The organism is Motilibacter deserti (assembly GCF_011250635.1).
Classification (GTDB): Bacteria; Actinomycetota; Actinomycetes; order Motilibacterales; family Motilibacteraceae; genus Motilibacter_A; species Motilibacter_A deserti.
On the sequence record NZ_JAANNP010000008.1, the window covers coordinates 29,620 to 54,971 of the forward strand.

General features: G+C 74.0%; 19 protein-coding genes and 1 pseudogene. 7 read left to right on the forward strand and 13 right to left on the reverse strand.

The window, feature by feature from the left end; genetic code table 11:
• Nucleotides 1–163 precede the first annotated feature (163 nt).
• From G9H71_RS12495 to G9H71_RS12505, 3 genes are all read right to left on the reverse strand, one after another.
• The gene (locus G9H71_RS12495; protein ID WP_166282287.1) at nt 164–1,141 is read right to left on the reverse strand and encodes a sigma-70 family RNA polymerase sigma factor; all 978 of its coding nucleotides are present in this window, start codon (nt 1,139–1,141) and stop codon (nt 164–166) included.
• 81 nt (nt 1,142–1,222) lie between these two features.
• Entirely contained in the window at nt 1,223–1,984 is a 762-nt protein-coding gene (locus G9H71_RS12500) for an ABC transporter permease (RefSeq protein ID WP_166282289.1), read from the reverse strand.
• Nucleotides 1,981–2,829: an ABC transporter ATP-binding protein gene (locus tag G9H71_RS12505; RefSeq protein WP_166282291.1), complete on the reverse strand. Its 849-nt coding sequence runs from the start codon at nt 2,827–2,829 to the stop codon at nt 1,981–1,983. The genes G9H71_RS12500 and G9H71_RS12505 overlap by 4 nt, the downstream gene beginning before the upstream one ends.
• A 282-nt stretch (nt 2,830–3,111) precedes the next feature.
• On the opposite strand from G9H71_RS12505, the gene G9H71_RS12510 reads away from it, so the two are divergent.
• From G9H71_RS12510 to G9H71_RS12535, 6 genes are read left to right on the forward strand one after another with little or no spacing between them, the layout of a single operon-like run.
• Entirely contained in the window at nt 3,112–4,419 is a 1,308-nt protein-coding gene (locus G9H71_RS12510) for a cytidylyltransferase domain-containing protein (protein ID WP_166282293.1), read from the forward strand.
• On the forward strand, nt 4,416–5,411 hold the full coding sequence (locus G9H71_RS12515; RefSeq protein ID WP_166282295.1) for an N-acetylneuraminate synthase family protein: 996 nt from the start codon (nt 4,416–4,418) through the stop codon (nt 5,409–5,411). Before G9H71_RS12510 ends, G9H71_RS12515 begins: the two co-directional genes overlap by 4 nt.
• A complete protein-coding gene (gene neuC, locus G9H71_RS12520) occupies nt 5,408–6,640 on the forward strand; it encodes a UDP-N-acetylglucosamine 2-epimerase (RefSeq protein WP_166282297.1) in 1,233 nt (410 codons plus the stop codon). Before G9H71_RS12515 ends, neuC begins: the two co-directional genes overlap by 4 nt.
• Nucleotides 6,637–7,695 (forward strand): sugar phosphate nucleotidyltransferase, encoded by a 1,059-nt coding sequence (locus G9H71_RS12525; RefSeq protein WP_331272950.1) that lies wholly within the window; start codon nt 6,637–6,639, stop codon nt 7,693–7,695. The genes neuC and G9H71_RS12525 overlap by 4 nt, the downstream gene beginning before the upstream one ends.
• A complete protein-coding gene (locus G9H71_RS12530; RefSeq protein ID WP_331272951.1) occupies nt 7,695–8,693 on the forward strand; it encodes an SDR family NAD(P)-dependent oxidoreductase in 999 nt (332 codons plus the stop codon). Before G9H71_RS12525 ends, G9H71_RS12530 begins: the two co-directional genes overlap by 1 nt.
• Nucleotides 8,690–9,874, forward strand: a complete 1,185-nt coding sequence (locus G9H71_RS12535) for a DegT/DnrJ/EryC1/StrS family aminotransferase (RefSeq protein WP_166282299.1) — start codon at nt 8,690–8,692, stop codon at nt 9,872–9,874. Before G9H71_RS12530 ends, G9H71_RS12535 begins: the two co-directional genes overlap by 4 nt.
• A gap of 79 nt (nt 9,875–9,953) precedes the next feature.
• Here G9H71_RS12535 and G9H71_RS23790 read toward each other — a convergent pair whose 3' ends face one another.
• The 4 genes from G9H71_RS23790 to G9H71_RS12555 all read right to left on the reverse strand — a co-directional run bounded on the left by G9H71_RS23790 (nt 9,954) and on the right by G9H71_RS12555 (nt 14,797).
• Entirely contained in the window at nt 9,954–11,363 is a 1,410-nt protein-coding gene (locus tag G9H71_RS23790) for a hypothetical protein (RefSeq protein ID WP_166282301.1), read from the reverse strand.
• A gap of 100 nt (nt 11,364–11,463) precedes the next feature.
• Complete coding sequence (locus tag G9H71_RS12545; RefSeq protein WP_166282303.1) at nt 11,464–12,585, reverse strand: GH39 family glycosyl hydrolase; 1,122 nt, start codon at nt 12,583–12,585, stop codon at nt 11,464–11,466.
• A 1,367-nt stretch (nt 12,586–13,952) separates the two neighbouring features.
• Nucleotides 13,953–14,075: a PASTA domain-containing protein gene (locus G9H71_RS12550; RefSeq protein WP_166282305.1), complete on the reverse strand. Its 123-nt coding sequence runs from the start codon at nt 14,073–14,075 to the stop codon at nt 13,953–13,955.
• A gap of 140 nt (nt 14,076–14,215) precedes the next feature.
• The gene (locus G9H71_RS12555; RefSeq protein ID WP_166282307.1) at nt 14,216–14,797 is read right to left on the reverse strand and encodes a TetR/AcrR family transcriptional regulator; all 582 of its coding nucleotides are present in this window, start codon (nt 14,795–14,797) and stop codon (nt 14,216–14,218) included.
• A gap of 175 nt (nt 14,798–14,972) precedes the next feature.
• Between G9H71_RS12555 and G9H71_RS12560 the strand changes: the two genes are divergently transcribed.
• Nucleotides 14,973–15,992: an aldo/keto reductase gene (locus tag G9H71_RS12560; RefSeq protein ID WP_166282309.1), complete on the forward strand. Its 1,020-nt coding sequence runs from the start codon at nt 14,973–14,975 to the stop codon at nt 15,990–15,992.
• 9 nt (nt 15,993–16,001) lie between these two features.
• Here G9H71_RS12560 and G9H71_RS12565 read toward each other — a convergent pair whose 3' ends face one another.
• The 6 genes and pseudogenes from G9H71_RS12565 to G9H71_RS12590 all read right to left on the reverse strand — a co-directional run.
• Nucleotides 16,002–16,331 carry a hypothetical protein gene (locus G9H71_RS12565; protein ID WP_166282311.1) on the reverse strand — a complete coding sequence of 110 codons (330 nt, stop codon included), beginning with the start codon at nt 16,329–16,331 and terminating at the stop codon, nt 16,002–16,004.
• Nucleotides 16,332–16,335: 4 nt separating this feature from the next.
• A complete protein-coding gene (locus G9H71_RS12570) occupies nt 16,336–17,043 on the reverse strand; it encodes a UdgX family uracil-DNA binding protein (protein ID WP_166282313.1) in 708 nt (235 codons plus the stop codon).
• Complete coding sequence (locus G9H71_RS12575; RefSeq protein ID WP_166282314.1) at nt 17,040–17,348, reverse strand: hypothetical protein; 309 nt, start codon at nt 17,346–17,348, stop codon at nt 17,040–17,042. Before G9H71_RS12575 ends, G9H71_RS12570 begins: the two co-directional genes overlap by 4 nt.
• Nucleotides 17,345–18,184: a ParA family protein gene (locus tag G9H71_RS12580; RefSeq protein WP_166282316.1), complete on the reverse strand. Its 840-nt coding sequence runs from the start codon at nt 18,182–18,184 to the stop codon at nt 17,345–17,347. Before G9H71_RS12580 ends, G9H71_RS12575 begins: the two co-directional genes overlap by 4 nt.
• Before the next feature lie 218 nt (nt 18,185–18,402).
• Nucleotides 18,403–19,878, reverse strand: coding sequence for a hypothetical protein (locus tag G9H71_RS12585; RefSeq protein ID WP_166282318.1), 1,476 nt, complete (start codon nt 19,876–19,878; stop codon nt 18,403–18,405).
• A 1,339-nt stretch (nt 19,879–21,217) separates the two neighbouring features.
• Nucleotides 21,218–25,111 (reverse strand): annotated as a pseudogene (locus tag G9H71_RS12590) (GH92 family glycosyl hydrolase); the annotation flags it as partial.
• Nucleotides 25,112–25,352 lie beyond the last annotated feature (241 nt).

The following is a 25,352-nucleotide window of genomic DNA, read 5'->3' on the forward strand; positions in this document are numbered from 1 at the left end:
CCTGAGGGGTAGCGCGTGTGGCTGGGCGAGCCCGACGGGCTGCTGCCGCGGGCTGAGCGAACCCGAGGGGGAGAGCGGCGGCGAGCCCGAGCCAGCCCCACGGCAAGCAACGTCGGCCGTGCCACCCCACGCCGCGCCGGCGCGGCAAAGCGCGCCGGCGCGCCTACGCGAGCCGCAGCGGCAGCCCCAGGGCCTCGAACGCCCGGCCCCCGAACCCCTGCAGGAAGTGCTGGATGTGCTGGATACGGCCGTCCACGATCTCCAGCGACTGCACGGACCACGCGACGTACCCGCCCTCGGGATCGGCGCGGTACTGGGCGAAGCCCGGCGACCCGTTCACCACGATGGGGATGAGGCGCGACCCGGCGCAGCCGGAGCCGTGGCCGAGGTGCCAGGCGGCCACGTCGTCGACGCCCTGCAGCCAGAGGGTGAGCGGCGGCATGGACATCGTCGCGTCGGTGTGGAGCAGGTGGACGAGCCCCTCGATGTCGTACGACTCGAACGCCTTCACGTAGCGCCCGAGCAGCTCGCGCTCGCCGTCGCCGAGGTCGTACGCGCTGACCCCGGAGCTGGTGTCGAGCTGGCCCATGGTGGCGCGAGCGCGCTGCAGGGCGCTGTTGACCGACGCGACGGTCGTGTCCAGCAGCTCGGCGACGTCAGCCGCGGGCCAGCCGAGGACCTCGCGCAGCAGGAGCACGGCCCGCTGGCGCGGCGGCAGGTGCTGCAGGGCGGCGACGAACGCGAGCCGGATGCTGTCGTGCAGCACGGCTTGCTCGGCCGGGTCGCCGGCGAGCCCCGTCGCCTCGTCGGTGATGGGCCCGACCCACGTCGCCTCGGGCAGCGGCTCGCCGGGCACGGTCGTGGCGGGGACGGGGGACGAGAGGTCCATCGGCAGCGCGCGACGACCGCGCGACCGCATGCTGTCCAGGCACACGTTCGTGGCGATGCGGTAGAGCCAGGAGCGCACCGAGGACCGGCCCTCGAACGAGTCGTACGCCTGCCAGGCCTTGACCAGCGTCTCCTGCACCGCGTCGTCGGCGTCGAAGGGGGAGCCGAGCATCCGGTAGCAGTAGCCGGTGAGCTCGCGCCGGTACTCCTCCAGGGCCGCCGTGCCCTCGCGCTCGCGCAGTCCCGCGGTCATCTCCCGGTCCTCCTTGCAGACATCGCCCAGCCCCGTCGCCAACCGTAGCGGCGGCGGGGCCGGCCCGACAGGGGCGAGCAGCTAGTCGTAGTTGCGGATGGTCCGCACGTTGAGCGCCACCATCGCGGCGCAGATGACGGCCGCGACCGCGAAGCCGATGCCGACCTTCGCCCAGCCGTCGTCGAGGACGAGCGCGCGCATGCCCTCCATCACGTACGTGACGGGGTTCAGCGTTGCCGCGATCTCCATCGGCCGGGTGAGCAGGTCCCGCGGCACGAAGTTCGGCGTCAGGAAGAGCAGCGGGAAGAAGAGCATCGACCCCGACTGCGTCGCCGCCGCACTGCGGGTGCGCAGGGCGACGAGTTGCAGGAAGGCCGAGAACGCCACCGACCAGATCGCCGTGAGCACGATCAGGAGCAGGAACCCGCCGACGCCTGTCGCGACCCGCACGTCGAACGGCAGCGACAGCAGCACCACGAGGGCGGCGATCCCCGCGCCCTTCACGGCCTCGGCGTAGAGGCGCCCAAGGACGATCGAGGTGCGCGACACCGGAGCAGCGCGGAGCTTGTCGAAGTAGCCGCCCTCGATGTCCTCGACGAGGAACATCGCCGACCCGCCGAACGACGCGGCGAGCAGCAGCGTCGCGGGCAGCTGGAAGGCGGCGTACCCCTGGCCCTGCAGGAAGTCGGTCGAGTCGCTGGGGAAGATCTTCCCCGCCTGCCCCACGTTCACCACGAGGAAGAAGAGCGGGATGAACAGTGTGGGGAAGAGGGCTTCAGGTGTCCGCCATGCTTCGCGCAGCGCCCGCTGCCCGAGGGCTCCGGTCCCGACGAGAGTGCTCATGCCGACACCTCCTGGACGTCGCCTGCGGCCTTGGTACGCGTCCGCCCGGTCGCGTCGAGGAACACCTCGTCGAGGGTCGGGCCCGCGTCGAGGCCGAGCCGATCACGCAGCTCGTCCTTCAGCCGCTGTGGCGTCCCCTCGCGCACGATGAGCCCGCCGTCGATGATTGCCAGCCGGTCGCAGAGCTGGTCGGCTTCCTCGAGGTACTGCGTCGTGAGGAACACCGTCGTGCCGTTGCGGTTGATCCGCCGCACCTCGTCCCACACGGTCAGCCGGCTCGCCGGGTCGAGGCCGGTGGTCGGCTCGTCCAGGAAGAGCACTTCGGGCTCGTGGACGAGCGCGGACGCGAGGTCCAGCCGCCGCTTCATGCCTCCCGAGTAGCCCTTGATCCGGCGGTCGGCGGCGTCGTCGAGCCCCACGAGCGTCAGCAGCTCGGCGGCGCGGTCGGCGGCCGCCTTGGCCGCGAAGCCGAAGAGGCGGGCCTGCAGCACGAGCAGCTCCCGCCCGGTCTGGCGTACGTCGAGGCCGGCCTCCTGCAGCGCCACCCCCATGCTGCGGCGGGCGCGGTCCGGGTCGGCGGCGACGTCCACTCCGGCCACCCGGGCGGTGCCGGCGGTGATCGACAGCAGGGTCGTGAGCATCCGGACCGTGGTCGACTTGCCCGCGCCGTTCGGTCCGAGGAAGCCGAACACCTCCCCGGTCGCGACGCGCAGGTCCACCCCGCGTACGGCGTCCACCGTGCCGCTGCGGCTCTTGTACTGCTTGACGAGGCCCTCCGCCTCGACCGCGTAGGACGCTGTCGTGGATTCGCCGGGCCGGCGTTGCGCGACCAGGTGGTCGGACATGCGCGTTTCCTTCCCCTCGGGGTGTTCGCGGGGATGACGACGGCGGGCGGGCGAACTCATCGGTGGAAATCTGCTCGCGCTCAGGCTCAAGTGCGCGGAGGAGGCGCCGAGTATGTCCCCCGAACGGAGCAACGGGCGTACGCCCGTCCCCACCCGACAGGAGCCGCCGATGCCGCCCAGCACCGTCCCCGCCGTGAGCGGGCAAGCTGTGGCCGGCACGCCTGCCGCCGGTAGCCGTCGGTGCTGCCCGAGCGCCGCGGTCGCGGTCGAGAGGGGCACCCGTTGACCAGCCGTACCGTCGCCGTCGTCCCGGCCCGGGGCGGGTCGCGCGGCCTCCCTGGCAAGAACCTGCGCCACGTCGGCGGGCGCACGCTCGTGGAACGCGCGGTGGCCGCCGGCTTGGGCGCGCAGGGGGTCGACGAGGTCGTCGTCTCCAGCGACGACGAGGAGATCCTGGCCGCCGGGGAGCGCGCTGGCGCGACCGCGCTGCGCAGGCCCGCCGAGCTGGCCACCGACGAGGCCAGCACTGTCGACGTCGTGCGGGACGTCGCGGCCGAGCGGCCGGACGCGGAGGCGTTCGTCGTCCTGCAGCCGACCTCGCCGCTGCGCACGCCCGCCGACGTCGAGGCGTGCCTGCGGGCGATGGCGCGGGCCGGCTGCGCGATCACGGTCGTGGCGCAGGAGCACCCCTGGGAGTGGGGCCTGCGGTTGGACGAGGCCTCCGCGCTGACGCCCGTGACGGGGTGGGAGGACCTGCGCCGCCGGCGGCAGGAGCTCGCCCTGACGTACCGCCCGAACGGCGCCGTCTACGCGGTCACCCGCGCCTGGCTCTGCGAGCGCGGCACCCTGAGCGGCCCCGGGGCCGCGGGCGTGCCGATGCCGGCCGAGCGCTCGGTCGACATCGACACCGCGGCCGACCTCGCGCTGGCCGAAGCGCTCGCCACGGCGGACGGCCCCCCCGGCACGCGGAGCGCGGGGTGGCTGCTGCTCGGCAGCGGCGGCCACGCCGCCTCGGTCGAGGCGGTCCTCGTCGGGGCGGGCGCCCGGGTCGTGCTGCGCTCGGACCCTTCGCTGGCCTCCGACCCGGAAGCCGGCACGTTCGCCGACGACGCCGAGGCGCTCGCCGCCGCCGACGCACTGGGCCTGCCCGCCGTGGTCGCCGTGGGGGACGCGGCGGTCCGCGAGGCGCTGGCCGACCGGGCCCGCGCAATGGGCGTCCCCCTGCCGCCGGTCGTGGCCGCGAGCGCCACGGTCGCGGCCACCGCCGAGCTCGCACCGGGAGTCGTCGTGCTGGAGCATGGTCACGTTGGGCCCTTCGCCCGTGTGGGTACGGTCACCGTCGTGAACACGGGGGCCGTGGTGGAGCACGACGCGCGAGTCGGGGCGTACTCGCACGTCGCGCCGCGTGCCGCCGTCCTCGGCGCAGCGACGGTCGGGAACGGGTGCCTGATCGGCGCCGGCGCGGTGGTGCTCCCGGGTGTGGAAGTCGGCGACCGCAGCACGGTCGGGGCCGGAGCCACGGTCACCGCGGACGTCCCGGCGGGTGCCACGGTCGTCGGGACCCCGGCGCGGGTGCGGGGCGCGCGATGACCGGCCCGTATGTCATCGCCGAGGCGGGCGTCAACCACGACGGCGACCTCGGGGTCGCCCACGAGCTGATCGACGTGGCCGTCGCGGCCGGCGCCGACGCCGTGAAGTTCCAGACCTTCGACCCCGACGCGCTCGTCGCGGCGGGCGCGGACGTGACGCCGTACCAGCGCCGCTCCGGCGTGACGACCGGCCAGCGCGACATGCTGGCGGCCCTCGCCCTGCCCGCCACCGCGTGGTCCGAGCTCGCGAAGCACGCGGAGCAGGTGGGGATCTCCTTCCTGTCGAGCCCGTTCGACGCCGCCAGCGCCCGGCTCCTGGTCGACCTCGGCGTCGGCATGCTCAAGGTCGGCTCGGGAGAGCTGACGAACCTGCCCTTCCTCGCCGAGCTCGCGACGGCGGGCCTGCCGCTGCTGCTGTCGACGGGGATGGCGACGGAGGACGAGGTGGCGGACGCCCTGGCGGCGGTCGGCACGGCCGTGCCCGTCTCGCTGCTGCACTGCGTCTCGGCCTACCCCGCGCCGTTCGAGGACGCCAACCTGCGCGTGATCCCGCGGATGCAGGAGCGGTTCGGTGTCCCGGTCGGCTGGTCGGACCACACCGAGGGCACGGTCACGGCGGTCGCCGCCGTCGCGCTCGGCGCGAGCCTGCTCGAGAAGCACATCACGACCGACCGCACCCGCACCGGCCCGGACCACGCGGCAAGCATGGAGCCGGCGGTCTTCACGCAGTACGTCGCCGACGTCCGCGCCGCGGCCGGCAGCCTCGGCGACGGCCAGAAGCGGCGGATGCCCAGCGAGCAGGCCAACGCCCCGCTCGTGCGGCGCAGCTGGCACGCCGCCGTCGACCTCGCTCCCGGCGCGGTCCTCTCCGCCTCCGACGTGGTGGCGCTGCGCCCGGAGACCGGCATCCCGCCGACCATGAGCCTCGTGGGGCGGCAGGTCGCCCGTCCCGTCCCCGCCGGGCAGCCGGTGCGTCCCGAGGACCTGGCGTGACGGCACGCGTGGCGGTCTTCGTCGGGACTCGCGCCGACCTCGGGCCGCTCACCCCCGTCCTTGCCGAGCTGGCCGCGCGTCCGGGCCTCGAGGTGGAGGCGTGGACGGCCGTGGGCTTCGACGAGGCGGAGCTGCGGGACCGGCTGCGCGAGGTCGTCGACGCCGCCGTGCGCGTACGCCAGATCGGCCCGCGGTGCCTGCCGGGCAGCTGGGCGGAGGCCGCCGGGATCGGCGCCCGGCTCGCGGCTGGAGCGGGCGAGGCGGTGGCCGTGGACCGGCCGGACGCCCTGGTCGTGCTCGGGGACCGGTGGGAGCTGCTCTACGTCGTCCCGCCGGCCGTGCTGTCCGGTGTGCCACTGGTCCACCTGCACGGCGGCGAGGTCACCGAGGGCGCCATCGACAACCGCGTCCGCTACGCCGTCAGCGCGCTCGCCGACGCCCACTGCGTCGCGAACGCGGACGCCCGCGACCGGCTGACCGCCGCCGGCGTGCCCGCCGAGCGCGTGCACCTCACCGGCGCGCCCGGGCTCGACCGGCTGGTCGGTGCTGCCCCGTGGTCCGAGGCCGAGCTCGAGCAGCTGCTCGGCCGGCCCGTACGCCGCCCGCTCGCGCTGTGCACCGTGCACCCGGCCACCGCGTCCGCCCAGCCCGGGCCGGGCGAGCTCGCTCGCCTGGTCATCGGCGAGACCGCCGCGGCGGCCGGCACGACGCTCGTCACGCACCCCGGCGCCGACCCGGGGCGCGAGGAGGTGCTCGCCGTGATCGACGAGCTCGCGGCGCTGCCCGGGATCGAGGTCCGCCCGTCGCTCGGCGCGGCGTACGCCCGCACCCTCGCCGGTTGCGACGTGGTCGTCGGCAACTCCTCGAGCGGGATCCTCGAGGCCGCGTCGTTCGGCCTGCCCGCGGTCGACGTCGGCGACCGGCAGCAGGGGCGGGCCCGCGGGGAGAACGTCATCACCGTGCCCGCGGACCGGGACGAGCTGCGGGCGGCGCTTGCCCGCGCGCTGTCGCCGGAGTTCCGCGAGGTCGCCAAGCAGGCCGCGAACCCCTACGGCGACGGGACCGCGGCGCCGCGCATCGTCGACGTCGTGGCCCGGCTCGTGGCCGACACCCGACCGGGTGGCGCGACCGGCGCGACCCGCGCGACGGGCGCGGCCGGCGCCGCCGACGCCACCGACACCGACACCGACACCGACACCGACACCGACACCGCAGGGGAGGCGCTGTGACGCTGCCCCCGGGCCTGCGGGCCCTCTGCGTCGCCGAGGACGCGACCGTCCGCGCCGCCATGCTCGCCGTGGACTCCGGCGGCGCAACGATCTGCCTGGTGCTCACCGAGGACGGGCGCCTTGCCGGCGTCGTCACCGACGGCGACCTGCGCCGGGCACTGCTGCACGGGGCCGAGATGTCGTGCCCCGTGGCCCCCTTCGTGCAGCGCGCGCCGCACACGGTCGCGCCGGAGGCGTCGCGCAGCCACGTGCTCGACCTGATGCGCGCCCTGCAGGTCAACCACCTGCCCGTGGTCGAGCCGGACGGCACCGTCGTCGGCCTGCACACGCTGAACAGCCTGGTGGGCCGCGCGGAGCTGCCGAACGTCGCCGTGATCATGGCCGGCGGTCGCGGGACCCGGCTCGGCGACCTGACGCAGAACCGCCCGAAGCCGCTGATGACCGTCGCGGGCCGGCCGATCATCGAGTGGATGATGCTCGAGTTGATCGGCGCGGGCATCTCGACGATCTACGTGAGCGTCGGGCACCTCGCCGAGCAGATCGAGGGCCACCTCGGCGACGGCTCGGCGCTCGGCTGCGAGGTCCGTTACCTGCGGGAGGAGCCGCGCCGCCTGCTCGGCACCGCGGGCGCGCTGGCCATGCTCGCCGACGCTGAGCCCGGGCTCGCCCACCCCGTCCTCGTCGCGAACGCGGACCTCATGGTGCGGTTCGCGGCCGACGAGATGATCGCGCACCACGTCGCCACGGGCGCCTCGATCACCGTGGCCGCCCGGCCGTACGTCCACACCGTCCCGTTCGGGGTCCTGGACCTCGCACCGGACGGCCAGGTGCGCTCGGTCACCGAGAAGCCGGCCATGAGCGCCCAGGTGAGCGCCGGGATCTACGTCGTCAGCCCGGAGGTCGTGCGCTCCACGCCGCGCGGCGAGCCGGCGACGATGCCCCAGCTGATGCAGGCCTGCCTCGAGCGCGGCGCACGCGTGGGCACCTGGGCGCTGGAGTCGGACTGGATCGACGTCGGCACCCCCGTCGACCTCGCGCGAGCGAAAGGACAGTAGTGGGCACCCTGGCAGGGCAGCAGGTCCTGGTCACCGGCGCGGACGGCTTCATCGGCAGCCACCTCGTGCAGCGTCTCCTCGCCGACGGCGCGCGGGTGCGGGCGCTCTGCGTCTACACCTCCAGCGGGTCGCTCGGCTGGCTCGAGGAGCTCACCGAGGAGGAGCGCGACAACGTCGACGTCCGGCTGGGCGACGTCCGGGACGCCGAGCTGGTCGCCGATCTCGTACGCGGCTGCGACGTCGTCCTGCACCTGGCCGCCCTCATCGCGATCCCCTACAGCTACCAGGCCCCGCGCTCGTTCGTGGAGACCAACGTGACGGGCACGCTCAACGTCCTCGAGGCGGTCCGCCGCTCCGGGAGCGCGCGCCTCGTCCACACCTCGACCAGCGAGGTCTACGGGACGCCGGAGCAGGTGCCGATCCGCGAGACGCACCCGCTGCACGGGCAGTCGCCCTACAGCGCGAGCAAGATCGGCGCGGACATGCTGTGCGAGGCGTACGCGCGGTCCTTCGAGGTCCCCGTCACCGTGTTGCGCCCCTTCAACACGTTCGGCCCACGGCAGTCCGCTCGGGCGGTCATCCCGACCGTCCTGCAGCAGATGCTGGCCGGCGCGAAGACCATCCGGCTGGGCTCGCTGCGCCCGCGCCGTGACTTCACCTACGTCGCGGACACCTGCGACGGCTTCGTCCGCGCCGCGAGCGCCGAGCTGCCGGCCGGGTCACTCGTGCAGCTCGGCACGGGCCGCGACGTCTCGATCGGCGAGCTCGTGGAGATGTGCCGCGCCGTCACGCAGTCCGACGCGGTCGTGGAGACCGACGACGAGCGCGTACGCCCCGAGGGCAGCGAGGTCGAGCGGCTGTTGTCCGACCCCACCCGCGCCCGCGAGCTGCTCGGCTGGGAGCCGACCGTCGGGCTGGAGGAGGGGCTGGCGCGGACGGCGCAGTGGCTGGCCGCCCGCCCGCTCGACCCGCGCAGCGCCGCCAGATACCAGCGATGACGTCGACCGAGACGCCGAGCGCGAGTCCCGTCCCGCTGGCCGAGCCGCTGTTCGGCGCCCGCGAGCGCGAGCTGCTGCTCGAGGCGATGGACTCCGGCTTCGTCTCCTCGGCCGGCCCGCACATCGCCCGCTTCGAGCGCGCGTTCGCCGAGGCCGTCGGCGCCCGCCACGCGGTCGCCTGCTCGTCGGGCACGGCCGCCCTGCACGTGGCGCTCCGGCTCTGCGGGGTCGGGCCGGGCGACCTGGTCGCGGTCTCGGACTTCACCTTCATCGCCTCGGCCAACGCGGCGGCCTACCAGGGCGCCCGGCTGCTGCTGGTCGACTCCGACCGCGACACCTGGTGCATGGACCCGGCGCTGCTCGCCGTGACGCTGGACGCCCGTGCCCGTGCCGGCGAGCCGCTGCCCGCGGCCGTCGAGGCCGTTCACGTGCTGGGCCAGCCCGCCGACCTCGCCGGGATCGCGGAGGCGTGCGCGCGCCACGGGATCGCGCTGGTGGAGGACGCTGCCGAGTCGCTCGGCGCCGGCTGGTCCGGCGGCCCGCTCGCCGGGCGCGCCACCGGCACGGTCGGGCGGCTGGGGGCGTACTCCTTCAACGGCAACAAGATTATCACGACCGGTGGCGGCGGGATGATCGTCACCGACGACGAGGCGACGGCCGAGCGGGCGCGCCACCTCACGACGCAGGCGCGCGTCCCCGACCGGGGCTACCTGCACGACGAGGTCGGCTACAACTACCGGCTCACCAACCTGGCCGCCGCCCTCGGGCTGGCCCAGCTCGAGCGCCTCGACCAGGTCGTGGCGCGCAAGCGTGCGATCGCGGCCCGCTACGACGCGGCGCTCGCGAACACCGGTGCGACCCTGCCGCCGCGCCGGCCCGGGATGGACTCGACGTACTGGCTCTACTCGCTGCTCGTGCCGGAGGGCACGCCTGCAGACGAGGAGGCCGCCCGTGATGCCCTCCTCGACGCGCTCGCGGCCGCGCGGATCGGCGCCCGTGCCCTGTGGCGCCCGCTGCACCAGCAGCCCGCGCTGGCCGGCTCGGAGTACGTCGGCGGCGGGGTGGGGGAGTCGCTCTACCGCCGCGGGGTGTCGCTGCCGTGCTCGGGCGGGCTTCCGGACGAGCAGCAGGAGCGGGTGATCGAGGTCGTCCTCGAGCACGCGGCGCAGCGCTGGGGCTGACGGCGCCGACGGCCGCAGGCGGGAGCCCAGGCGGCGCCGGAGGCCTGAGCCAGCGGCTCAGGCCTCCGGAGGCCGATCGTCAGACGTCGTAGTCGACGACTGCCTCGGCCGACAGGCTGCTGTAGTTGCCTGCCGCATCCACGGCTCGGACGCGGTAGTAGTAGCGCGTCCCGTCGACGAGCCAGTCGCCGTCGACGTAGGTGGTCGACGAGGCCCAGTCGGTCACGTCCTCCCCGGAGGAGCCGGTGGAGCCGGGGCGGGTGGACCGCTGGACGACGTAGTCCACGTCCTCGCCCGGCACCGCGTTCCACGTGACGACCACGTCGCTGCCCGACTGGACCGCTCGCACGTTCGTGGGAGGCGGCGGCGGGAGGATGTCGTAGAGGACGCTCGCCGGCTCCGAGGGGGTGCTCCAGTTGCCGGCCGCGTCGATCGCGTAGACCCGGTAGAAGTAGCGGACGCCGTTGACCAGGAAGAAGTAGTCGGTGGCCCAGGGGTAGAAGCTGTTGAGCAGGCGCTTCTCGCCCGCGGAGCCCGTGCCGGTCGCCGTCGTCGTGCGCTCCACCACGTAGCGCACCGCGTCGGGAACGGCGGGCCAGCTCACCTCGACGCTGCTGCCGTACTGGTAGGCGTAGACCGGGCCGGGAGCAGCCGGCGGCGTGGTGTCCACCGGCGCCGGGACGGTGGGCGTGGGGGTCGGGGCAGGCGCTGGCGCCGGGGCAGGTGCGGGCGCCGGGGCAGGCGCGGGCGCGGGGGCGGGGGCAGGCGGCGGAGCAGGCGCGGGCGGGGGCGGCGGGGCAGGCGCCGGGACCGGCCCGACCAGGCGTGGCCCGCCGGTCACGACGTCACCGGCGCCGCGTACGGCGGTGTCCCGGCGGTCACCGACCACCCGGTCGCTGCCGGCGCCGCCGTCGAGCCGGTCCGCGCCCGCGTCGCCCGCCAGCCGGTCGTTGCCGACACCGCCGTTGAGCGTGTCGTTGCCGGCCGCGCCGCTCAATCGGTCCTTGCCCGCGCCGCCGCCGAGGGTGTCGTTGCCGGCCCCGCCGTTCAGCCCGTCGTCACCGGCGTCGCCCTCGAGGACGTCGACGCCCGCGCCCCCGGCAAGGGTGTCGTTGCCCGGGCCGCCGATGAGCCGGTCGTTGCCCCGCCCGCCGTTGACGCGGTCGTTGCCGGCCCCGCCGTCGAGGCGGTCCCTGCCGGCCGCGCCGATGAGGACGTCGTGCCCGTTGCCGCCGAGCGCGGTCCCGTTGACGCAGATGATGTCGTTGCCCGCGAGGCCGTGGACGGTCGAGCGCGCGGCCTTGGCGACGATGACGTCGCGGCGGGCCGTGCCGCGCACGACCGTGCCCGCCTTGGTCGAGACGATCGTGGCCGCGGCTCCGTTGCACCGCACGGTCGCCGCCTCCGCTGCCGTCGGCAGTGCGAGGGCTGTGGCGGTGGCGGACGTGACGGCCAGTGCCGTCAGCTGCAGCAGCATGCGTGTTCTCATGAGCGCTTTCCTTTCTGGCCGGCCGTCCGCCTGTCGGTGGAGTGCGGCCGGCCGGGGCAGGAGCTCCGGGTCCTGACCCGCGGCAGGGCGCCTCGGGTCGTCATCGAGTGGGCCTCTCGAGGAATGCCGCTGCCGCGGCAGCGGTGAGGCCGGGGCCTGTGATCAGTGTTGGCGTGCCGGTCAGCCGCACGGTCGCGCCGGGGTCGAGCGGCGTCTCCCGCCCGTCGAGCCCGGTGAGCGCGGCGGCCCCGGCCGGGGCGGGCAGGCCCACGGGGGTGGCCGTCGTCCAGACGATGAGCCTGAGCGACCCGTCGTCGCGATGCAGGACGCACGACCATTCGTCGTCACGGGTTCGGCAGCCCGCCAGCCGGCCGCCCTCCAGCCAGGCCCGCGTCGCCCGCCACGCCCGCATGGCACGGGTCGGGCCCGCGTCGTCGGTGAGGTTGATGCCGAGGCTCCGGTTGTGCCACCAGGCGTACCAGTAGACGCGGGAGACACCCGAAGCGCGGTTCACGATCAAGGTGCGCGCGAGGAAGCCGGCGGCCACGTCGTCGGGGATCGGGGGCGCGACGGCCTCGGGTTCCACGACCCCGTAGTTCACTTCGGTGTTCCAGACCGGCTTGTCGATGCCACGGGCACGCAGCGCCGTGATGACGGTGTCCAGCTGGACGGCCGCCGTCTCCGGCCCCTCCCCGGTCGGGGGATAGAGGTGCAACGCGATGACGTCGACCGCGGCCGGGTCCAGCTCGTCGAGGTAGCGGTACAGCCATCCACGCTGCCCGGGAGTTCGTGTGGCCAGGCCCGGGCTCACCACGAGCGCGTCGGGGTCGACCGCCTTGACCGCCGCGTACGCGGACTCGGTCAGTCGCGCCATGTCGGCCTCGCTGCCGTGGAAGTAGTCGCTCACGTAGTTCGGCTCGTTCCAGACCTCGTACGCCCGGATCCGGCCGTAGTAGCGGTCCGCGACCGCCGTGACGTACGCCGACCAGAGCGCCAGGCTGCGTGGCGGCTCGCCCGTGCCGGGGACGTGGACGCCGGGTGCCCGCGGGTCGCTCGAGGCCCAGGCCGGCGTCTGCCCGAGCACGAGCATCGGCCGCAGCCCCGCACGCTCGGCTGCGGCGACCGCCCGGTCGAGCGGCTCCCAGTTCCAGCGCGACGGCGCCGGCTGCAGGTCCGCCCAGGTCGTGCCGTCGTCCCACAGGCGGACGCTGCCGAAGTCCATGCCGTCCTGCGGGCCGGGCTGCCCGTGGATGCCGAAGAACGCCCGGCTCGTACGACCCGTCTGCTCGAGCTCCTGCGCCGGGAGCGGCGCCCGGGTGGGCCTGGTCGTCGGCGGAGCGGAGCAGCCGGCAGGGGCAGCGGCACTGGCAGAGGCTGAGGCACAGGCTGCCTCCCGCGGCCTACCGTCGGCGGCGGGCGGCCTCCCGTCGCCGCCAGGAACCGGCTGTGGCGTGGCCGTCGGCCGCTCCATCACGGGACGCGGTGTGCGGACCGGCCGCGGACCAGGCCTGGGCGATGGCGGGGGCGCGGGCGCGCTGACGGCGGGTGGGGGTACGGCACCTGGCGTCACCGGCGGCGGAGCCACCGGCGGCTCGTGTGCAGCCGCGTCCGGTGGCGCGCCGGCTGATGACGGGGCGGCTGATGACGCGGCCGGGGTCGGTGATGCGGCCGACGACAGCAGCGGCTGCGAGGGCGCAGCCGGCGCCGCCGATCCCGAGCGGCCCGCGGTCGTGATGGGGCCCGTGGCAGGCAGCCCCTCGACGGTGGAGAGGACGGCCGGCGGCGGCTCGGCGACCGGGGGCAGCGCCGGGCACAGGGCGGCCAGAGCGGCGAAGGTAGCGAGCGCCGGGACCTTGCCGCGTCGAAGGGCTTTCCCCCGAGGGGAAGCGTTCGGCACCGCGGTTCAACTCTTTTCGAGAGCGCTGAATCCGAGAGAAGCCGCGCAATTGCGGCAGCGACTCCCCGTGTCGCTGAGCACGTGGCCGGAGAATCGGCGTGCCCGGCTCGGGAAACCCCCGCCAGCAGCACAATCCGGCGACCGGCGACGACTGTAGCCCGGGTGCCCGCCGTTGATGGCGCTTTCGCGCGCATTCGTCGATAACGATCAACGGGCGTGCCGAATGATGGCTGGACGCTCGTCCTTCCGGCGCGCGGCGACGCCACGCGGGGCGGCACCGGTGCGGACGTCGGCGCCGACCTTCGCACGCGAATCGGCGCGCACGCTGGAGACGGGACCGCGACGGCGCAGCGCGGTCGCGCAGGGTCAGGCGCCCTTGATGACGATCGGCTCCGGCGGAAAGGGCGGGTCGGGCGGGAGGACCGGTGGCGAGCTGATCCCCACCCGCAGGGGGCCGGGCGAGAAGACGAACGACCTGCCGGGCGGGTCCTGGCTGACGACTTTGCCGCCCTCTTCCTCGATGAGGCTCGGAGGAGCAGGTGACGGCCTATCCCGCGTTCCGCAGCCGCGCCACGCCCTCGACCTGCGGCAGGCCCACGGCGTCGGGCACTTGCGGCGGCTGCCGACCCGCGGAGACCAGCACCAGCGCAGGGCCGGCGGTCTCGGTGCCCTCGGGTGGCTCCCTCGCGCGGTCAGCCCCTCGGGATGGTGTCGGCGAACGCGGAGCTGCTGCCGGCGAAGGACAGTCCCGCGTCCGCAAGGGCGGAGACCGCGTCGCCGAGGGACAGGCCGGCCACACCCGGTACGACGAGCATCGCCAGGCGCCTTCCCGCGAGGGACATGCTGGGCGCGAGCAGCTCGAACGTACTCGCGGATTGCGTCCCCGGGAAGCGGCGCGGCCGTCAAAGAACTGCGGCCGGTGCAAGGGCTAGGTGATGCCGGCCAGGGGCGAAGATCAGGAGGCGCCGGTCGGCGCGAGCCCGGCGAGCAGCAGCCGGACGAGCCGCCGGGCGTCGTAGCGCGGGTCGGTGTCGGCGCCGATGCACAGGTTGCCGATGCCGCGCATCAGCTCGTAGGCGCTCACGTCCGGGTCGACCTCGCCGGCGTTCGCCGCAGCGGCAAGCAGGTCGGCGCAGACGGGCAGCAGCCGGTCGAGGAAGTACGTGTGCAGGGCAGCCGACCCCTCGTCCGAGCGCAGCGCGGACGCCAGCCCGTGCTTCGTCACCAGGAAGCCCACGAAGAGGTCGACCCACTCGGCGAGCGCGGCCTTCGGCGACGACGCGTCGGCCAGCAGCGCCGGCCCCGCCTCGGCGCAGGACTCGACCTGGTGGCGGTAGACCGCGACGACGAGGTCGGCACGCGTGGGGAAGTGCCGGTAGACCGTGCCCATCCCGACGCCGGCCTTCGTGGCGATGTCGCGGACGGGCACGTCCACGCCCCCTGACACGAAGAGAGCGGCCGCGGCGTCGAGCACGGCCTGCTCGTTGCGGCGTGCGTCCGCCCGCTTGGGCCGGGCGGTCTCCGGTGCGTCGACCATGTGTGCTCCTCGTCTGTTGCCAACCGGAACATCGCTCCGTATGGTGAAGGCGGAGCGTTGTTCCGCTTCCATGGTGCCAGGCCAGTGGCCCGCGTGCCAGGAGCGGCCGCGCCCCTCGGCATCCGCCGACGCGCTTCCCGGAGGCAGCGTCGGCGACGACAGGCAGGAGACAGCCATGCAGTACCGCACCCTCGGCCGCACCGGCGTGCAGGTCAGCTCGCTCGCGCTCGGCGCGATGAACTTCGGCGCCATCGGCAGGACCACGCAGGAGGAGGCGAGCGCGATCGTCGAGGCCGCGCTCGACGCCGGCATCAACGTCATCGACACCGCCGACATGTACGCGCAGGGCGAGTCCGAGGAGATGGTCGGGCGCGCGATCGCGGGGCGCCGCGACGACATCGTGCTGGCGACGAAGGCGACGATGCCGATGGGGGAGGAGCGCAACTCCCGCGGGAGCTCCCGGCGGTGGTTGACGAGGGCGCTCGAGGACAGCCTGCGTCGGCTGGACGTCGACCACGTCGACCTCTACCAGGTCCACCGCTGGGACCCGACGACGAGCGACGAGGAGACTTTGTCCGCCCTCACGGACCTGCAGCGCGCGGGGAAGATCCGCTACTTCGGGTCCTCGACGTTCCCGGCCTACCGCATCGTGCAGGCACAGTGGGCCGCCCGCGAGCACCACCTCGGCCGCTACACCACCGAGCAGCCGAGCTACTCCGTCCTGCAGCGCGGCATCGAGGGCCACGTGCTACCTGTGACCGCAGAGTACGGAATGGGTGTTCTGGTGTGGAGCCCGCTCGCATCGGGCTGGCTGTCGGGCGCCGTGCGCGCCGGCCGCGAGGTCAGCACGAACCGCTCGGCCTTCATGCCGCAGCGGTTCGACCTCTCGATCCCGTCCAACCAGGCCCGGCTCGACGCGGTGGAGCGGCTGGCGAAGGTCGCGGACGAGGCCGGGTTGACGATGATCCAGCTGGCGCTGGGGTTCGCGACCGCGCACCCGGCGGTCACGAGCGCCATCATCGGCCCGCGCACGCTAGAGCACCTGCACTCGCAGACAGCTGCAGCCGACATCGTGCTTTCCGCTGACGTCCTCGACGCCATCGACGAGATCGTCCCGCCCGGCGTCGACCTCGCCCCGCAGGAGAAGTTCGACACCCCGCCGGCGCTGCTCGACCCGGCGCTGCGCCGCCGCTGAACGGGCCCCTCACCCCTCCTGCGGGCCGGCCATCTCCGGCGCGCGGTAGGGCACGCCGGCCGGGCCGGCGAGGCCGTCACCGTCCTCGTCGTCCTCGGGCGCGGTCATCGGCTCGCTCTCGTCCAGCTCCGTGCCCAGCTCGTCGTCGGGCTCGTCGGCGAGCCCGGTGGCGCCGAGGTCGAGCGCAGCGGGCACGGCGTCGGGGACCGGCTCGGCGCCAAGGGAGGCGGCGGCGTCCAGCGCCTGGGCGTACGCCGCGTCCGCGGCATCGGCCGGGTCGTAGCCGCGGCTGGGCGGAAGGTCGAACAGCGCGGACTCGCTGCCCCCTGGGTCCGTCATCGGCTCAGGCCAGTGCGCCGGCCGCGACCCGGAGGTCGGCGACCAGCCCGGCGTACGCCTCCTCCCGCGCCTGCTCGGGGTCAGAGGACCCCGTGCCCGCGCGCAGGACGGCCGACGGGTGGATGGTCGCCATGAGGAAGCCGTTCTGCACCGCGCCGGAGTCGGTCTCGTCCGCGACCAGCCGGGGGAACAGCTGCCCGCGGCTCTTGGTCACGCGGAACGACGGGCCGAGCAGCGCCTTCGCTGCGGTGGCACCGAGGCAGACGACGACCTCAGGGTCGATGACGGCCAGCTCGGCGGCGAGCCAGGGGCGGCAGGCCTCGATGTGCACCCGGTCGGGGGTCTGGTGGATGCGGCGCTTGCCCGGGGCCGACTGGGTGAAGCGGAAGTGCTTGACCGAGTTGGTGACGTACGCGTCCTCGCGGTCGATGCCCGCCTCGGCCAGCGCGCGGTCGAGCAGCTGACCGGCCGGCCCGACGAACGGCTTGCCCTGCCGGTCCTCCTGGTCGCCGGGCTGCTCGCCCACGAACGCGATGCGCGCCGTCGGCTCGCCCACCGAGAACACGACCTGCGTCGCCGGCTCCCACAGCTCGCAGCCGCGGCAGGAGGGCGCGGCCTGGCGCAGCTCGTCCAGGCCCACGCCCGCGGGCACCCACTGCTGCGCGTCCGGCCGTTCGACCTGCTCTCCTGTGCCTTGCGCCCGAGTCGTCACTGCTGCAGCCAGCTCCTCACCAGGTGGTACGCCGCGTCCTCGGCGGTGTACCCGGCCGCCTCCGCGCGTATCCGCAGCGCCTTGCGCACCTCGCGCGGCATCTTCACCCGCAGCTCGACGACCTCCTCGCCCTTGCGGGTGGGACGGTGCGCAGTGCCGGCGTCGGCCTCCGCCGACGGCCGGTCGCCCAGGGTGTCGCGCGCCGGGGGCAGCGCCGCGGCGAAGGAGGCCAGCCGGGCGGGGGCGGGGCGGGGGCTGCCGTCGGCCCGGCGCTCGTACGCGGGGCGAGGGCGAGGCGCGGTCATCGCCGCGCTCCGCGCGGCTTGGCCCTCACGTCGTGGCCGACGCGCTGGTGCAGCGGGCCGGGCCGCTGCGCGCGCTCCAACAGGTGCGCCAGGTGGGCGTCGAAGGCGTCGGCGGTCGCGCGCCCGCCCGGCGTCCGCACGGCCTGAACCGGGACGTACGCGCCGGCGGCCTGCTGCACCGCGGTGCGGTCCGGGACGGGCGGGTCGAGCAGCAGCTGCGGGTACGCGGCGGCGAGCTCGCCGAGCCGGTAGGCGTGCTCGGGCGAGCGGGGGCGTACCCGGTTGACGACGATGCCCGCGGGGCGCAGCCCGAGGTTCGCCGACTGCCGCACCGCCTCGATCGCGTCGAGGGCCTGAGCCGCGCCGTGCAGCGCGAAGAGCGTCGGCTCGGTGACGACGAGCGCGTCGCTGGCCGCCGCGAGCGCGGCCGACGTCAGCGGCCCGAGCGTGGGCGGGCAGTCGAGCAGCACCAGCGGCCACTCCTTCGCCACTGCGCCCTGCATCGCCGTGCGCAGCCGCAGGTCGCCACGCGGGCCCGGTGCGGGGCCGTACTCCACCGCGCGCAGCCCCGGCTCGGAGGCGACCACCCCGACATCGGCGCCCCACGCGCTGGGCGCCACCGCGTCGGCGAGCGCGCCGGCGCGCGGCTGGGCCAGCACGTCGGTGATGCCGCGGGCGGCGGCGGGCGGGTCGAGGACGGTGGTGGCGTTGCCCTGCGGGTCGAGGTCGACCACGAGCACGCGCAGCCCACGGGCCGCGGCGGCACCCGCGAGGCCGAGCGTCACGGTGGTCTTGCCGACGCCGCCCTTGAGGCTGACGACAGCGACGACCGGCACCTCCCGGACTCTAGGTGCGCCGGCCCCCGCAGTCCGGAAGCCTCGCCGCAGGAAGCCCGGTCAGTCCCATCAGCAGCGCCTCGAGCCGACCTGCTGCCGCCGCGTGTGCGCGGCCGATCGCGCGCGCAGGCGTGCCGTCAGCGGTCGTCGCCCCAGCCCGTCGTGCACAGAAGTGCTGTCACCGGCCGTCGGCGAGCCCATCGCGCACAGGTGTGCCGTCAGCGGTCGTCGCCCCAGCCGCCGCCCCCGACGTCGCCTCCGCCGTCCCAGCCGCCACCGCCGACGTCGCCTCCGCCGCCCCAGCCGCCGCCACCCACGTCGCCGCCCCAGCCGTCACCGCCCCCGCCACCCCAGGAGCCACCGCCGACGTCGCCACCGCCCCAGCCGCCACCGCCGTCGCGGTCGTCGTAGCGGTCAGCCGCGTCGTCGTATCCCTCGACGTAGCCGCTCTCGTAGCCCCCGCCGTACGGCAGCCCGAACCCCATGCCCGGGCCGGTCAGGACGCTGCCGAGCACCAGCCCGCTGAGGAAGCCTCCGCCGCCCCAGCCGCCGTAGAACCCGCCCGCGTAGGGCGAGTACGCCGCCGGCGCCATCCAGTACGGCGTGGGCGCGCCGCCGACCAGGACGGTCCGCGAGTCCGGCTCCTCGCCACGGGCCAGCCGTTCCGCGTCCAGCGCGCAGACCGGGACGGGGCGCGGCGCGCCACCGTCGGGCGACCACTCGACCTCGGTCACCGACGGGCCGTGCCGCGGGTTGAAGAAGCAGGGCGGGCGCCGCTCGGGGACCGGGCGGCCGGCGAGCCGGGCGCGTACGCACTCCATCCGCCAGCGCCCCTCCTCCAGGTGCTCGGTGACGGCGGACAGGTCGTCCGGGCTGCGGGCGGCCTCGAGCGCGGCCTTGGACCGGTCGTACGCGTCGAGGGCGCCGCGGTAGTCCTGCGTCGTCGCCTCGTCCGCCGCCCGCCCGATGTCCAGCCCGGCGATGTCCTCGCCGAGCGCGGTGACGTCCTCCTCGGCGACGGAGCGGACCTCGGCGAGCTCTGCGGCCTCCCGCTTCGCCCGCTTGCGGCGCGACCAGAGCAGCGCGCCGCCTCCGGCGACGACGAGCAGGCCCAGCACGGCGAGCAGCCCGCCGCCACCGCCGCCACCCCCGGTGCTGGTGGAGCGCGGCCGCGTGCCGACGTTCGACCGGCGCGAGTCCGCGTCGGACACCGCGGCCACCCACGACGAGACGGCGGCGCCGGGGTCGCCCGGATGCTCCTGCAGCGCCCGCGTCGCGAGCACGTCGGCCGGGACGTCCGGGTCCGTGGAGCGGGCGAAGAACCCGACCGGCGTCGCGACCGCGTAGACCCCCGCGCGGCGTACGCCGTTGCCGAGCTGGGTGACCGCGGCCCGGGCGTTGACCTCGGCGGTCTCGGGGAGCACCGCGAGGAAGATCGGCGTGTCCGAGCCCTCCACCTGGGACTCGATGCGCCGCAGGTCCGCAGCGCTGATGGGGTTGCCCACGGCGGCGTCGTCGACGTAGACGCCCGGCCCCGCGCTCAGCGCCCGCACCGCGTCATCGATGTCGGCGAGCGCGGGCGAGGCGGTGCCGGTCAGGGCGAGGGCCAGCACGCCGGCCAGCAGCACCAGCCGGCGGAGCGCCGCAGGCGTACGCCCCCGCCCGCTGGCTCGCTGCCAGCTCGTCCTGCTCACCCTGCTCGTCCTGCTCACGCCGTGCACGCCACCTCCCGCTCGCGGCGGGGGAAGGAGCCCGCGCCGTCGCCGGGCCTGCCTATCCCCGGTGGTTGGAGGTAGTACCCCTGTCCGCGCCCATCTCCGTCCGCCCGGACTCGGGCCCCGCCTGCCTGGCCGCACCTCGAACGACCACGGGGGTGGCAGGGCGACGTACGCCCCACCACCCCCGCACGAACTGCGGTTCAGCAGTCGACTACTGCGCGGCCGTCCCGTCGAACGCGATCGCGAAGATGCGCAGGTTCGGGGTGCTCGGCAGCGTGATCGTCTTGACCTGCTTGCCCGCCGTCAGCGTGGCCGGCGCGGTGGCGAAGAGCCACGGCGTACCCCCGAGGTTGGTGTCCGTTCCCCGGTTGCGGTACGCCGTCTTGACGATGCCGATGTTGCCGAAGCGCGGCTGGGCGGTCGACGAGCCGCCGAGCGTCCAGTCGCCGACCTGCACCGGCACCGACTGGGTCGTGCCGTCGGTGAAGGTGACGGTCGCGGTGGTCTGCGTGTCACCGAGCACTGAGGTGGCGATGAACGACAGCTTCGTGGTCGAGGCCGGCAGCGAGCTGGCGTCGATCACCTGCCCGCTGGCCGAGATGTTGTCCGGCAGCGCCGGGTCGACCTTCGGAAGGGTGAAGCTGAGGTCGGTGCCGGGGACCGTCGTGGCCGTGCCCTGGACCACGCCGCCCGCGGCCAGCGCCTGGCGGGAGATGTAGTAGCCCTCCGAGAGGTCGGCGTTGCCCAGGCCGTCGTCGCCGATGCCGGTGTTGTTGAAGTGGTCCCGCAGGTTGCCGAGCGGGGCGCCCACCGACAGCAGGTCGTCGAGGACGGGGAGCATCGCGTCCTTGGCGGCCTGGCTGACCTTGCTCGTCTTCGCGCCGGCGACCGTGTCGCGCAGGTCGCGCAGGGCCGCGAGCATCGCGGTGCGGTCCCCGGCGTCGCGGGCCGCGATGGCCGTGGCCACCGCCTGCTGCAGGTCGCGCCCGGTGCTCGTCGCGATGTCGCCGCTGGCGCTGAACGCGCCGACCTGCTCGCGCAGCAGGTCCAGGCCGGCGGCGGGGGAGACCCACTGCGAGGCCTGCAGGAGCAGCGCCGACTTCGCGGCGGCCGAGACCTTGCTCGGCTGCAGCGTCGCCAGCTGCGCGACGAGGAGCTTCATCTGGGCCGCGACGCCCGCCTCGTCGTGCCCGGCCTGGGCGTTCGCCGCGGCCGTGAGGATCGGCTGCAGGTCACGGGCCGTGCTCGCCGCGACCGCCCCGCTGGAGACGAGCGCGTCGAATGCGTTCTGCGCCTCGGCGACCTTCGGCCGGTGGGCGAGGAACTCGACCTCGGCCAGCGACGCGCTGGTGCCGCCGGTGATGCCGGTGACCTGCAGGCGGTACCACCCGTAGATGCCGGGCGTGGCCATCTTGAACGCGCGGGTCTGCTGCCGCCACATGAACGTCTCGCCCTCGCGGGTGTCGATCGTCGTCCACGTCTTGCCGTCGTTGGAGCCCTGCAGCGTCCAGCTCGACGGGTCGCCGGCGGCCGTGCCGGAGGTGAGCGTGTAGTAGCTGGTCTTCGGCTTAGGGCCGTTGACCTGCCACGTGACCGACGGGGACCCGCTGCCCAGCGACACGACGGAGGCCGAGCTGTTGTCGAACAGCGACATGGCCGCCGCGCCCGTGCCGAGCGTCGCCCTGCCCGTGGTGAGCGAGGTGATGTCGGTCATCGGGTCGGGCAGCTCGCTGCCCTCCGTCAACGACGGCGGGACGTCGGCGTCGCCCGAGCCCCACGCCGATGGGGTCGCGCCCATGTCGAACTCGAGCGTTCCGCCGTTGGTGAGGTCCGCGTGCGAGACCCAGTTCTTGGAGTACGCCTGGCCGTTGAGCTTCACACCCTGGACGTAGACGTTCTGCGCGCTGTTGTTCGGCGCGCTGATGACCAGGTCCTTGCCGTTCTCCAGGTGGATCGTCGCCTTGGTGAACAGCGGCGAGCCGAGCACGTAGTTCGGGCTGCCGACCTGCAGCGGGTAGAAGCCGAGCGAGGCGAAGACGCCCCAGGCCGACTGCTCGCCGTTGTCCTCGTCACCGGCGTAGCCCTGGCCGATCTGGCTGCCGGCGTAGAGGCGGCGCGTGGTCTCGCGGACGAGGGCCTGCGTCTTCTCCGGCGCTCCGGCGTAGTTGTACATCCACGGGATGTGGTGCGCCACCTGGTTGCTGAAGCCCCACATGCCGAGCCGCACGTCGCGCTGCTCGATCATCTCGTGGATCGTGCCGCCGTACGAGCCGGGCTTGGTGCCGGTCTCCGGAGTGCTGAAGAACGTGTCGAGCTTCTGCTCGAGCCCCGCCTTGCCTCCGTAGAGGTTGGCCAGCCCCTGGCCGTCGAACGGCACGTGGAACGCGAAGTTCCAGCCGTTGGTCTCGGTGTAGTCGTGCTCGTGGCCCCACTCCTCCGGGTCGTAGTCCTCCGGGGAGGACTTCCACTGCCCGTTGGCCGCGCGGCCCTGGAAGAACCCGATGCTCGGGTCGAACATCTTGGTGTAGTTCTCGGCCCGGTTGATGAAGTACTCGTACTCCTCGGAGTAGCGCTTCTTCTCCGCCGCCGTGACGTCGGTGCGCTCCGACAGCGCCTTCGCCATGTTCGCGATGCCGAAGTCGTTGATGTAGCCCTCGAGCGCCCAGGAGACGCCCTCGGACACGCTCGACGGCGTGTAGCCGAGGAAGATCGAGTTCTGCAGGCCCTTCCGGCCGGTGTTCGAGTCGGTCGCGGTGCCCGGCGGGCGGACGGTCGCGTTCTTCACGGCCGCGTCGTACGCCGCCTTCACGTCGAAGCTGCCGATGCCCTTGAGGTACGCGTCCGCGAACGAGACGTCGGAGCTCGTGCCGGTCATGAGGTTGGCGTAGCCGGGGGAGGACCAGCGCGAGATCCAGCCGCCGTCCTTGTACTGCTGCACGAACCCGTCGACGAGCTCGCCGGCCATGCCGGGGGAGAACAGCGAGTAGCCCGACCACGTGGTGCGGTACGTGTCCCAGAAGCCGTTGTTGACGTAGACCTTGCCGTCGGCGATCGGGGCGCCGGTCTGCGTCGCCGTCGTGCCCGGGGGGTTGGTGGTCGCCGTCGAGGACTGGACGGCGTGCTTCCAGACCGGGGCCTCGTTGGTGCCGACGTTCTCGGCCGCCGAGTTCGGCCAGGAGAAGAGGCGGTGCAGGTTGGAGTAGAGCGTCGTGCGCTGGTCGTCGGTGGCGCCCTCGATGTCGACGACGTCGAGCTTGTCGTCCCACATCGCCTGCGCCCGGTCGCGCACCGTCTCGAGCGTGTCGGTCGGGGAGACCTCGAGCTCGAGGTTCTTCTTCGCCTGGTCCACGCTGATCAGCGACGTGGCGATGCGCATCGTCACGGCCTTGTCATCCGGGCTCGACCCACTGGTGTCGAACTTGACGTAGCCCGTGACGTTGTTGCGGCCCTCGGTGGTGAGCTTGGCGCCCGAGGCGACCGGCTTGTCGAACGTGGCGTACATGAACATCCGCGTCGCGCCGTTGGACAGGCCGCTGCGCACGTCCGAGTAGCCCGTGACGACGCCGTTGGCGACGTCGATGTTCGTCAGGCCGTTGTTGTTGACGTTGTCGAACACCAGGTTGCCGGAGCTGCCGGTGAAGGTGAACCGCATGACCGCCGCGTGGTCGGTCGGCGCGATCTCGGTCTTCATGCCGTTCTCGAACGTCACGCCGTAGTAGTGCGCCTTCGCCACCTCGTTCTCGTGGCGGAAGGCGAGCTGGCGCGTGGTGCGGTTCGCACTCGGCACGCCGCTGGCGGCCGAGGGCATCACCTGGAACGTCTGGCGGTCACCCATCCAGATGCTCGGCTCGTGGCTGGCCGCGAAGGCCTGGATCACCGGCAGGTTGTCGGCGTTGTTGGCGCTCGCGTAGGAGTAGAACGTGCCGGTGGAGCCTGCGTTCGTCTGCGGGGTCCAGAAGTTGAACCCGTGCGGCACGAGGGCGGCGGGGAAGTTGTTGCCGCGCGAGAAGCTGCCCGAGGAGTTCGTGCCGCGCGTCGTCAGCACCCAGTCCGAGGGACGCGTCGAGGTGTTGCGCGCCGGCTCGGCCTCGACGGTGATGTCGTCGATCCACCCGCCGAACTTCGCCGGGCCGTTCGGGTTGTCGTAGGCGACGAGGATCTCGTCGATCGTCTTGCCCGCAGCGACGGCGCCGATCGTGGAGTACTTGTAGTTCCACTGGTTCGCGTAGAGCGTCTTCGACGTCCCCTGCGACACCGGGTCGAGCTTGGCGAACTGCTGGTCGACGGCGCCGAGCTGGCTGAGGTAGGTGCCGTCGGTGAACTTCAGGTCGACCGAGGCGTACTGGCTCGGGTAGCGCAGGTCCTGGTCGGTCAGCTCGGGGAAGATCTTGTAGGACAGCTGCGTCGTCGCGACGACCGGGACGTCGACGTCCTGGACCTTGTTCCAGGAGTAGCCGCGGCCCTTCTCCAGGACGGTGCCCGTGTATTGCAGGGCCTTGAGGCCGGTGAAGCCGACGCGCGGCTTGATGTTGTAGCCGGCGGTGGGGCCGGAGCCGATCTGCGTGCGCATGTCGCCCGCGGGCGGCGGCGTGGTGCTGCCGTCCGAGAGCAGGAAGTCGGCGAGCTGGAAGATCGTCGCGCCGTTGTTGTTCGTGATGTTGAGCTTGTAATAGGTGAACGCCTGGGTGTTGGCGATCGTGAACTCACGGCGCTGGCCGCGGGGAGTGGCCGGCCAGGTCTGCCCCGTCTGGGTGTCGAGGACCGTCCAGTTGGTGCCGTCGTTCGAGCCCTGCACGGTCCAGTCGCGCGGGTCGCGGCCGGGCTCGTCGTTGCCGGACGTCATCGCGTACTTCACGACGACCGCGGGCTTGGACAGGCGGTACTGCAGCCACACCGGGGCGGCCACGCTGGGCTTGGAGAAGGCGAGCCACTTCGAGGCCGGGTCGCCGTCGACGGCGCCTTCCTTGCCCTCGTTGGGCGCGTTCTCGCCGCTGGCGGTGATCTGGTTGACCGTCTCGTTGACGCTGCCCGCGTAGCCCGAGCCGGAGGGGCCGACCACGTTGGCCGTGCGGCGCGCGCCGGAGGCGTCGGTCTCGACGGTGTTCGACCAGGTCAGTGCGGGGCCGGCGTCCTCGAACGAGGTGGAGAAGCTGCCGCCCGGCTCGGCGGCGGAGGCGGCGGGCGCCCCGGCGACGGCAGTCGTCGCCAGCGACGTCGCGCAGAGCGCCGCGGCCGCGAGGCCCGCAGCGGTGCGGCGCCCCGCGTGCGGGAGCCGCCCGGATGGTGTGGGCAAGGTCAAGGGGGCCACCTGATCCCTTCGGCAACAGGAACATGGCACCCCGGCACGCAGCCGGGGAGCGGGCGCTGACGACGCCGGGCTCGCGCCTGACACCGTTGTCAGCAGCGGGGAGCTAAGCAGGCGTACCGAGTCCCGTCAACGCTTGTTGCCG